The organism is Mycobacterium sp. (genome assembly GCF_049683935.1).
GTDB lineage: Bacteria > Actinomycetota > Actinomycetes > Mycobacteriales > Mycobacteriaceae > Mycobacterium.
On sequence record NZ_JBAUJR010000519.1, the window covers coordinates 1 to 8111 of the forward strand.

Below are 8111 nucleotides of genomic sequence, written 5' to 3' on the forward strand. Positions count from 1 at the left end.
CGCCGGTGCGGTACCCGCTGTCGCAGGGCCGCGCGGCCCTCGAGGCGCGCGCCGACGGCGCGGTGCACGGCAAGCTCGTCCTCGACCCCTGACCCTGTGCGCCGACTGATCGGGTGGCCCGGGACACCGTAGTCTCGCTGGAATGAGCACCGCGGGAATCGTCCTCGTCGCGTTGGCGATCGCCGTCGGCCTGGTGGGCATCATCGTGCCGATCCTGCCCGGCGCGCTGCTGGTGATCGCGGCCATCGGGGTGTGGGCGTTCGTCGAGAGCACGACGGTGTCGTGGGTGACTTTCGGGGTCGCGGCGGTGTTCTTCGGCGCCGCCGAGATCATCAAGTACGTCTGGCCGGTCAAACGGATGCGCCGGGCCGAGGTGCGGACGTCGGTGCTGGTGATCGGGGCGGTGGCCGGTTTCATCGGCTTCTTCGTCATTCCTGTGATCGGTCTGCTCATCGGCTTCATCGCGGGCGTGTTCGCCGCCGAACTCGCGATCCGCCGCGACGCCACCCGGGCGTGGGCGTCGACGGTGCACGCCCTCAAAGGTGTCGCGCTGTCCATCGGCGTGGAGTTGACGGGGGCGCTGCTGGCGACGATCACCTGGGCGATCGGCGTGTGGGTGACCGTGGGCTGATTGGCCTGCTCCACGCGAGATCGACGTCAGGGCTGCGGGTAGTGCAGAATTCTGCACATCAGCAGCCCTGGTGTCGATATGGATGCGAGGGCCCGTAACGGCACGCTCACCCCCGACGCCGAAGTCACCCGTTGAGGGCCGCGCGCAACCGGTCGACGTCAGCGTCGGTCACCCCGGACGCCTCGAGATAGCCACGCAGCGAGCCGTATTCATTGTCGAGCGTGCGCCGCGCGGTCTCCAGGTATTCCTCGCGTACGCCCAGTACCGACTCGGTCAGCCGGGCTTCGGCAAGCTCGAGCACCTCGGGCATCTCCGCCGCCCGGGCGCGCACGTTGGCCAGGATGCTCTCCCGCAGTTGCGGGACGGCGACGTTGCTGCGCAGATAGTCGGCCATGATCGCGTCCCGCCCGACACCGGCCGCCTCCAGCACGACGGCGATGGTGAAACCGGTTCGGTCCTTGCCGGCGAAGCAGTGCGCCAAGACCTTTCGCTCCGAGCCGAGCAGCGTGACGACGCGGTGCACGGCCTGGCGAGCCAGCGGTGCGGCTGCGATGCGCCCGTACTCCTCGGTCATGTACCGCGCCGCGGCGTCACCGACCGACTCGTCGGACGGCTTCTCGGTCATCATCCGCTGGAAGGCGTACTCGTGCGGGGCCTCGCCGTCGGAGACCGAGGTCTCGACGAACGGCAGATGGTGGATGTCCACCCCGGCAGGCACCAACCCGGCGCCGTGCTTCTCGAGTTCGCGCAGCGTTCGCAGGTCGGCGACGTCGGTGACGCCGTAGCCGGCCAGCGCACTGCGCCCGTCGTCGTCGAGCTTGGACAGCTCGCTGGCCCGGAAGAACCGGCCGGGCGCGATGCCCGTCTGCTCGGAGACGTCGCGGAAGTTCCACGCACCCGACAGTTCGTCGCCGACGGAAGCCACTACTTCGTCACCGCCGCCGCGAAAGCGGACTTCTCCCTGCCGAGTTCGGCGCGGGCGATCGTGCGCATGTGCACCTCGTCGGGGCCGTCGAACAGCCGCATCGCCCGGTGCCACCCGTACAGTCGGGCCAGCGGCACGTCGTCGCAGATGCCCGCCCCGCCGTGCACCTGAATCGCCCGGTCCAGCACGTCGCACGCCATCTGCGGTGCGACCGCCTTGATCTGGGCCACCTGCAGCCTCGCTTCGGGGCTCTTGTTGCCGTGCTGGTCGATGGTCCACGCCGCCTTGTGGCACAGCAGCCTGGTCTGATCGATCGCGTTGCGCGACAGCGCGATCTGCTGCTGCACCACACCCTGCTCGGCCAACGGCTTGCCGAACGCGATGCGCGTCTGCACCCGGTCGATCATCAGTGCCATCGCCCGCTCGGCCACCCCGATCGCACGCATGCAGTGGTGAATGCGGCCCGGACCGAGACGGGCCTGGGCGATCGCGAACCCGCTGCCCTCTTCGTGCAGCAGGTTCGACACCGGCACCCGCACGTTGTCGAAGCTGACCTCGCAGTGCCCGTGCTGGTCCTGCCAGCCGAACACCGGCAACGACCGCTCGATCGACACCCCGGGGGTATCGACCGGCACCAGGATCATCGACTGCTGCTGATGGCTCGCGGCGTCGGGGTTGGTCCGGCCCATCACGATCAGGATCTTGCAGCGCGGGTCCGCGGCCCCCGAGATCCACCACTTGCGGCCGTTGATGACGTAGTCGTCCCCGTCGCGCAGCATCGTCGTCTCGATGTTGCGGGCATCCGACGACGCGACCGCGGGCTCGGTCATCGCGAAGGCACTGCGGATCTCACCGTTGAGCAGCGGTTCGAGCCACTGCTTGGACTGCTCCTCGGTGGCGAACAGGTGCAGCGTCTCCATGTTCCCGGTGTCGGGCGCCGCGCAGTTGAGTGCCTCGGGAGCGATCTCCATGCTCCAGCCGCTGAGCTCAGCCAGCGGCGCGTACTCCAGATTGCTCAGCCCCGACTCCGAGGGCAGGAACAGGTTCCACAGACCCTGTTCCCTGGCCAGCTTCTTGAGATCCTCGACCACCGGCGGCACCGTGTGGTCGTTCTGCCCCTTCTCATGCCGGTAGGCCTCGTAGGACGCCTCGGCGGGAAACACGTGCTCGGTCATGAAGGCGCTCAGCCGGTCGTAGTAGTCCTGCCCTTTGGCCGACATCGCGAAGTCCATGCCCGTCACGATATGACACGCGTAAAAAACTGCCCTCTCCGGGCACAGTCGGCTATACGTGCTCGCCGACCGAGAGCGCCGCGTTGATCGCGTCGACGCGGTCCTTGGCGTCGCCGAACAGCATCTGGGTGTTCTCCCGGAAGAACAGCGGGTTCTGCACGCCGGCGTACCCCGAGGCCATGGACCGTTTGAACACGATGACGTTCTCGGCGTTCCACACCGTCAGCACCGGCATGCCGGCGATCGGGCTCGACGGGTCTTCGGAGGCCGCCGGGTTGACGGTGTCGTTGGCGCCGATCACCAGCACGACGGACGTGCCGTCGAAGTCGTCGTTGATCTCGTCCATCTCGAGGACGATGTCGTAGGGCACCTTGGCCTCGGCGAGCAGCACGTTCATGTGGCCGGGCAGGCGTCCGGCGACGGGATGGATTCCGAATCGAACGTCGACGCCGCGTTCACGCAGTTTGCGGGTCAGGTCGGCCACGCCGTACTGAGCTTGGGCGACGGCCATCCCGTAGCCCGGGGTGATGATCACCGAACTGGCCGAGCTGAGCAGCTCAGCGACACCGTCGGCGTTGATCTCGCGGTGCTCGCCGTAATCCTTGTCCTCGGCCGGGCCCGCTTCGATCCCGAAGCCGCCGGCGATGACCGAGATGAAGGATCGGTTCATCGCCTTGCACATGATGTAGGACAGGTAGGCACCAGAGGAGCCGACCAGCGCGCCGGTGATGATCAGCAGGTCGTTGCCCAGCAGGAAGCCCGAAGCCGCTGCGGCCCAACCGGAATAGCTGTTGAGCATCGACACCACGACCGGCATGTCGCCGCCGCCGATCGAGGCCACCAGATGCCAGCCGAGCAGCAGGGCCAGCACGGTGACCACCGCCAGCAGCCACAGCGTCGGGTCGATGACGAACCAGACCGTGAGCGCGAAGAAGACCACCAGCGCGCCGACGTTGAGCATGTTCTTGCCGGGCAGCATCATCGGCGCCGAGTTGATCCGCGCGGACAGCTTGAGGTTCGCGACGATGGACCCGGTGAAGGTCACCGCACCGATGAAGACGCCGATGAACACCTCGGCCGAGTGGATGCCCAGCATCCCCTCCCGGGCGAGTTGCAGAGCTTCGGCGCCGGAGGGATCACCCTCGACGTGCAGGTAGCCGTTCCAGCCGACCAACACGGCGGCCAGTCCCACGAACGAGTGCAGCAGCGCGATCAACTCGGGCATGCCCGTCATCTCGACGATTTTCGCCCGCCACAGCCCGACCACCGCTCCGATGACCATCGCGACGATCAGAAGCGCCAAGCCGAGGGGTTCGATGTCGCGGGCCAGCGCCAGCGCGATGGTCGCGATCAGCGCGACGGCCATCCCGGCGATACCGAAACTGCTACCGGCCTTGGATGTTTCGTGCTTGGACAGCCCGGCCAGCGCCAGGATGAACAGCAGGGCGGCGACGACGTAGGCCGCGGTGGCGGTGTTTTCCAGCGTAAGCATGGGTCAGCTCCTCGAGAACATGGACAACATGCGGCGCGTCACCGCGAAGCCGCCGAAGACGTTGATGCTGGCGAGCAGGATCGCCACGAAGGCGATCCCGGTGATGATGTTGTTGCCGTGCCCGATCTGCAGCAGCGCGCCGACGACGATGATCCCGGAGATCGCGTTGGTCACCGACATCAGCGGGGTGTGCAGCGCGTGATGCACGTTGCCGATCACGTAGTAGCCGATGACGATCGCCAGCGCGAAGACCATCAGGTGGAATTGCAGTGCCGCCGGCGAGAGCGCGATCAGGGCGAACAGTGCCGCCGCGACGGCGAACGTCACTCCCAGGCGGCGCCCGGTCGTCATGGGTTTCTTGGCCGGCTTCGCCTCGACAGGCTCAGCGGCCTTCGCAGCGGGAGCGGCCGAGACCTGCACCGGCGGCGGCGGCCACGTGACCTCACCGTCGCGGACCACTGTCACCGAGCGCTGCACCACGTCGTCGAAATCGAGGGTGAGCTGTCCGTCTTTCTCCGGGGTCAGCAGCTTCAGCAGGTTGACCAGGTTGGTGCCGTAAAGCTGCGATGCCGTGGCGGGCAGTCGTCCGGCCAGGTCGGTGTAGCCGATGATCGTCACACCGTTGTCGGTGACGACGGCCTGGTCCTTGACGGTGCCCTCGACGTTTCCGCCGTTGGCCGCCGCCATGTCGACGATGACGCTGCCGGACTTCATCGAGGCCACCATGTCGGCGGTGATGATGCGCGGCGCGGGCCTTCCGGGGATCAGCGCGGTGGTGACGATGATGTCGACGTCCTTGGCCTGCTCGGCGTACAGGGCCGCCTCGCGGACCTTGTAGTCGTCGCCCATCTCCTTGGCGTAGCCGGTGGCCGACACCTCGGCCGCCGCCGGGTCGACGGACAGGTACTCCCCGCCGAGCGACTTCACCTGATCGGCGACCTCGGGCCGGGGGTCGGTGGCACGCACGATGGCCCCCATGCTGCCGGCCGCGCCGATCGCGGCCAGTCCTGCGACGCCTGCGCCGACGACCAGCACCTTGGCCGGCGGTACCTTGCCGGCCGCGGTGACCTGTCCGGTGAAGAATCTGCCGAACCGGTGGGCCGCCTCGACCACGGCGCGGTAGCCGGCGATGTTGGCCATCGACGACAGCACGTCCATCGACTGCGCCCGGGAGATGCGCGGCACCGCATCCATGGCCAGCACCGTGATGCGCCGCGAGGACAGCTCCTCGACCAGCTCGGGCTTCAGCGCGGGCGAGATCAGGCCGATCACGGTCGCGCCGTCACGCAGCGAGGCGATCTCGAAACTGGATGGGGCGTTGACCTTGAACACCACATCCGCAGACCAGACCTGCGTGGCCGTACCGATGTCGGCGCCGGCCTCGGTGAACGCCTCGTCGGTGAACGTCGATGCGATTCCCGCGCCGGACTCGACCACCACGTCGTAGCCGAGCTTGATGAGTTGCCCCACCGTCTGCGGGGTGGCGGCAACGCGCGTTTCACCAGGCAGGGACTCTCTCGGTATCCCGATGATCATCGATATCGATCCGATCTAGGCTTCGCTCACGGTGCAGTCGGACGCGCGAAGGCGCCCCGACACAGCTCGTCGTTGGACGGGTGGAATACGTCAGTGTAAGAGTTCGCCGGACTCGCGGTAACGCCTGTAGGGCGCAGACCCCGCTGGGCGTGACGGACGCGCGCTGACATGTAAACCCGCCGGGCGGGCTTGGAAGCGCGAGTTGACGCGCGTCAAGCGAAGGTTACGGTGACGCACATGCCCGTCACCACCGCCGCGCTGTCCTACGCGCATCAGGATCCGTTCGTCCTCGCCGACGTCGAGGTCGACGACCCGGCGCCGGGCGAGATCCTGGTGCGGATCGAGGCATCCGGTATCTGCCATACCGATCTGGTCAATCGTGTTGCGGGGTCGCCGGATCGGCCGGTGCTGCTGGGGCACGAGGGTGCGGGGGTCGTCGAAGCGGTCGGCCGCGAGGTCACCTCGGTTCGACCCGGCGACCGGGTGGTGCTCACGTTCCGTCATTGTGGCGCCTGTCCGAACTGCGCCACAGGGCGGCCCGCCTACTGCCGGAAAGCCGCCCGGCTGAACAACTTCGGTGCTCGCCCCGACGGTTCCGCCCGAGTGACTGTGGCCGGACAGGTGGTGCTCGACGGATTCTTCGGACAGTCCAGCCTGGCCGGCTACGCGCTGTCCCACGCCGACAACACCGTTGTCGTGGACCCCGACACCGACCCGGTGATCGCCGCGCCGCTGGGGTGTGGCTTCCAGACCGGGGCCGGTGCGGTGCTCAACGTTCTTCGGCCCCGGCCCGATAGCTCGCTGGTGGTCTTCGGCGCGGGTGCAGTCGGTTTGGCGGCAGTGCTGGCTGCACTCACGGTCGATGTCGCGACGGTGATCGTGGTCGAGCCGTCGCCTGTGCGTCGGGCATTGGCGGAAAGCCTCGGTGTGAGTGCCGCGCTCGATCCTGCCGACGATCCTGTGGGAGCCATCCGCACACTCACCGGTGGGGGAGTGGATGGCGCATTGGACACCACCGGACGTCCGTCGGTGCTCGCCGACGCCGTCGCCGCGTTGGCGGTCGGTGGCGCCGCGGTGGCCGTGGGGCTCGGCACCGGTGTGCCCGACATCGACGTCCGCGACCTCGTCATGCGCGGCAAGAGTGTGCATGGATGCCTCGAAGGCGACTCGATCCCAGCCACGTTCATCCCGTTCCTGCTGGATCTGCACTCGAACGGCCGGTTCCCGATCGAGCGGCTGGTCACGGCGTTCCCGCATGGTGACGTCAACGACGCCCTCGAACAACAGCACTCCGGCGACGTCGTCAAACCGGTGCTGACCTGGTAACGCGAGCACCGGCATACGCAATGCACTTCGTTATTTGGATAGTGCGGTAAGAATTGCTTTTATATAGCAAACTTGGAGACGTCTGATAGGAGAATTGCCTACGGCGGTCCCCGAGTGGGCGTCGACTGCGGCGCGCGACCAACTCAGCAAGGGGACCACCGTGCGAATTTCCAACGTTGTCGGGCGGGTGGGAACGCTCGCGCTGGCTCTGGGTTGCGGCGTCGGGATCAGTCTCGCCCCGGCTGATGCTGTCACAACCCCGGGCCACTTGTCCTACGCCCGAGACGGCCAGGTCGTGACGCAGATCGGAACGGCGCAGGCAACAGCCGTGAATGTGGGTGCTGAAGCCATTGCCAGGGGGTTGAACGCCAGGGCCTACGCTGTCGGATCACACGCCGGCGTCTCTGTGAACGGTGACGGCAGTTATGCCGGCGGGGAGCTCCAGGGCAGATCTGTAGATGTCAATGGCTCATTCGTAAGGGTTACGGCAACAGCGACCCAGGTCGACATCACCGGCGATCGCGTGGTGGTTACCGCGGCATCGTCGCTGGGGACCGTCCGAATTGATGGCGACGACAACCATGTCGTGATGCTCGGCGAAGGTAACTCTGTGACGATAGTCGGCTCTGGGAACTGGGTACGGTTTCGCTCCTTCAGCAGCAGCGTCGACATCACAGCTGATTCTCAGCGGGTGGAATCCGTTCCGGACCAGTCGCGGGTCTGTATTGGTGTGGGGTGTCCACCGTCGTCGTTGCGGGTGGCGGCGTGGCTTGTCGGTTCGGATTCAGATTCGGTTGTGGGGGTGCGTGGTTGGCCCGGGGGGCCGTTATTCGGGTTGTTCGGTGATGGGGTGGATGCTGCGGCGGATTGCGTGGGCTCGGCGTGCGATGGTGGCCGGGGCGGTCTGTTCTTCGGCAACGGCGGCGACGGCGCAAACGGCGGTGTCGGTGGTGCGGCGGGGTTGTTCGG

The 8111-nt window shown here is 67.2% G+C and carries 6 protein-coding genes and 1 pseudogene; 3 read left to right on the forward strand and 4 right to left on the reverse strand.

Translation table 11 applies throughout. The annotated features are described in order from the left end of the window. Positions 1-142 precede the first annotated feature (142 nt). Positions 143-631 carry a DUF456 family protein gene (locus WA965_RS29345; protein ID WP_526303198.1) on the forward strand — a complete coding sequence of 163 codons (489 nt, stop codon included), beginning with the start codon at positions 143-145 and terminating at the stop codon, positions 629-631. Positions 632-755: 124 nt separating this feature from the next. Here WA965_RS29345 and WA965_RS29350 read toward each other — a convergent pair whose 3' ends face one another. From WA965_RS29350 to WA965_RS29365, 4 genes are all read right to left on the reverse strand, one after another. Beyond that, positions 756-1556, reverse strand: a complete 801-nt coding sequence (locus WA965_RS29350) for a tyrosine-protein phosphatase (protein ID WP_526303199.1) — start codon at positions 1554-1556, stop codon at positions 756-758. Further along, positions 1556-2776 carry an acyl-CoA dehydrogenase family protein gene (locus WA965_RS29355; protein ID WP_526303203.1) on the reverse strand — a complete coding sequence of 407 codons (1221 nt, stop codon included), beginning with the start codon at positions 2774-2776 and terminating at the stop codon, positions 1556-1558. Before WA965_RS29355 ends, WA965_RS29350 begins: the two co-directional genes overlap by 1 nt. Positions 2777-2840: 64 nt before the next feature. Beyond that, positions 2841-4280 carry a Re/Si-specific NAD(P)(+) transhydrogenase subunit beta gene (gene pntB, locus WA965_RS29360; RefSeq protein WP_526303200.1) on the reverse strand — a complete coding sequence of 480 codons (1440 nt, stop codon included), beginning with the start codon at positions 4278-4280 and terminating at the stop codon, positions 2841-2843. 3 nt (positions 4281-4283) lie between these two features. Next, positions 4284-5816: a Re/Si-specific NAD(P)(+) transhydrogenase subunit alpha gene (locus WA965_RS29365; protein ID WP_526303201.1), complete on the reverse strand. Its 1533-nt coding sequence runs from the start codon at positions 5814-5816 to the stop codon at positions 4284-4286. A 237-nt stretch (positions 5817-6053) separates the two neighbouring features. On the opposite strand from WA965_RS29365, the gene WA965_RS29370 reads away from it, so the two are divergent. Next, positions 6054-7142: an NAD(P)-dependent alcohol dehydrogenase gene (locus tag WA965_RS29370; protein WP_526303202.1), complete on the forward strand. Its 1089-nt coding sequence runs from the start codon at positions 6054-6056 to the stop codon at positions 7140-7142. A 160-nt stretch (positions 7143-7302) separates the two neighbouring features. Beyond that, positions 7303-8111: pseudogene (locus tag WA965_RS29375) on the forward strand (hypothetical protein); the annotation flags it as partial.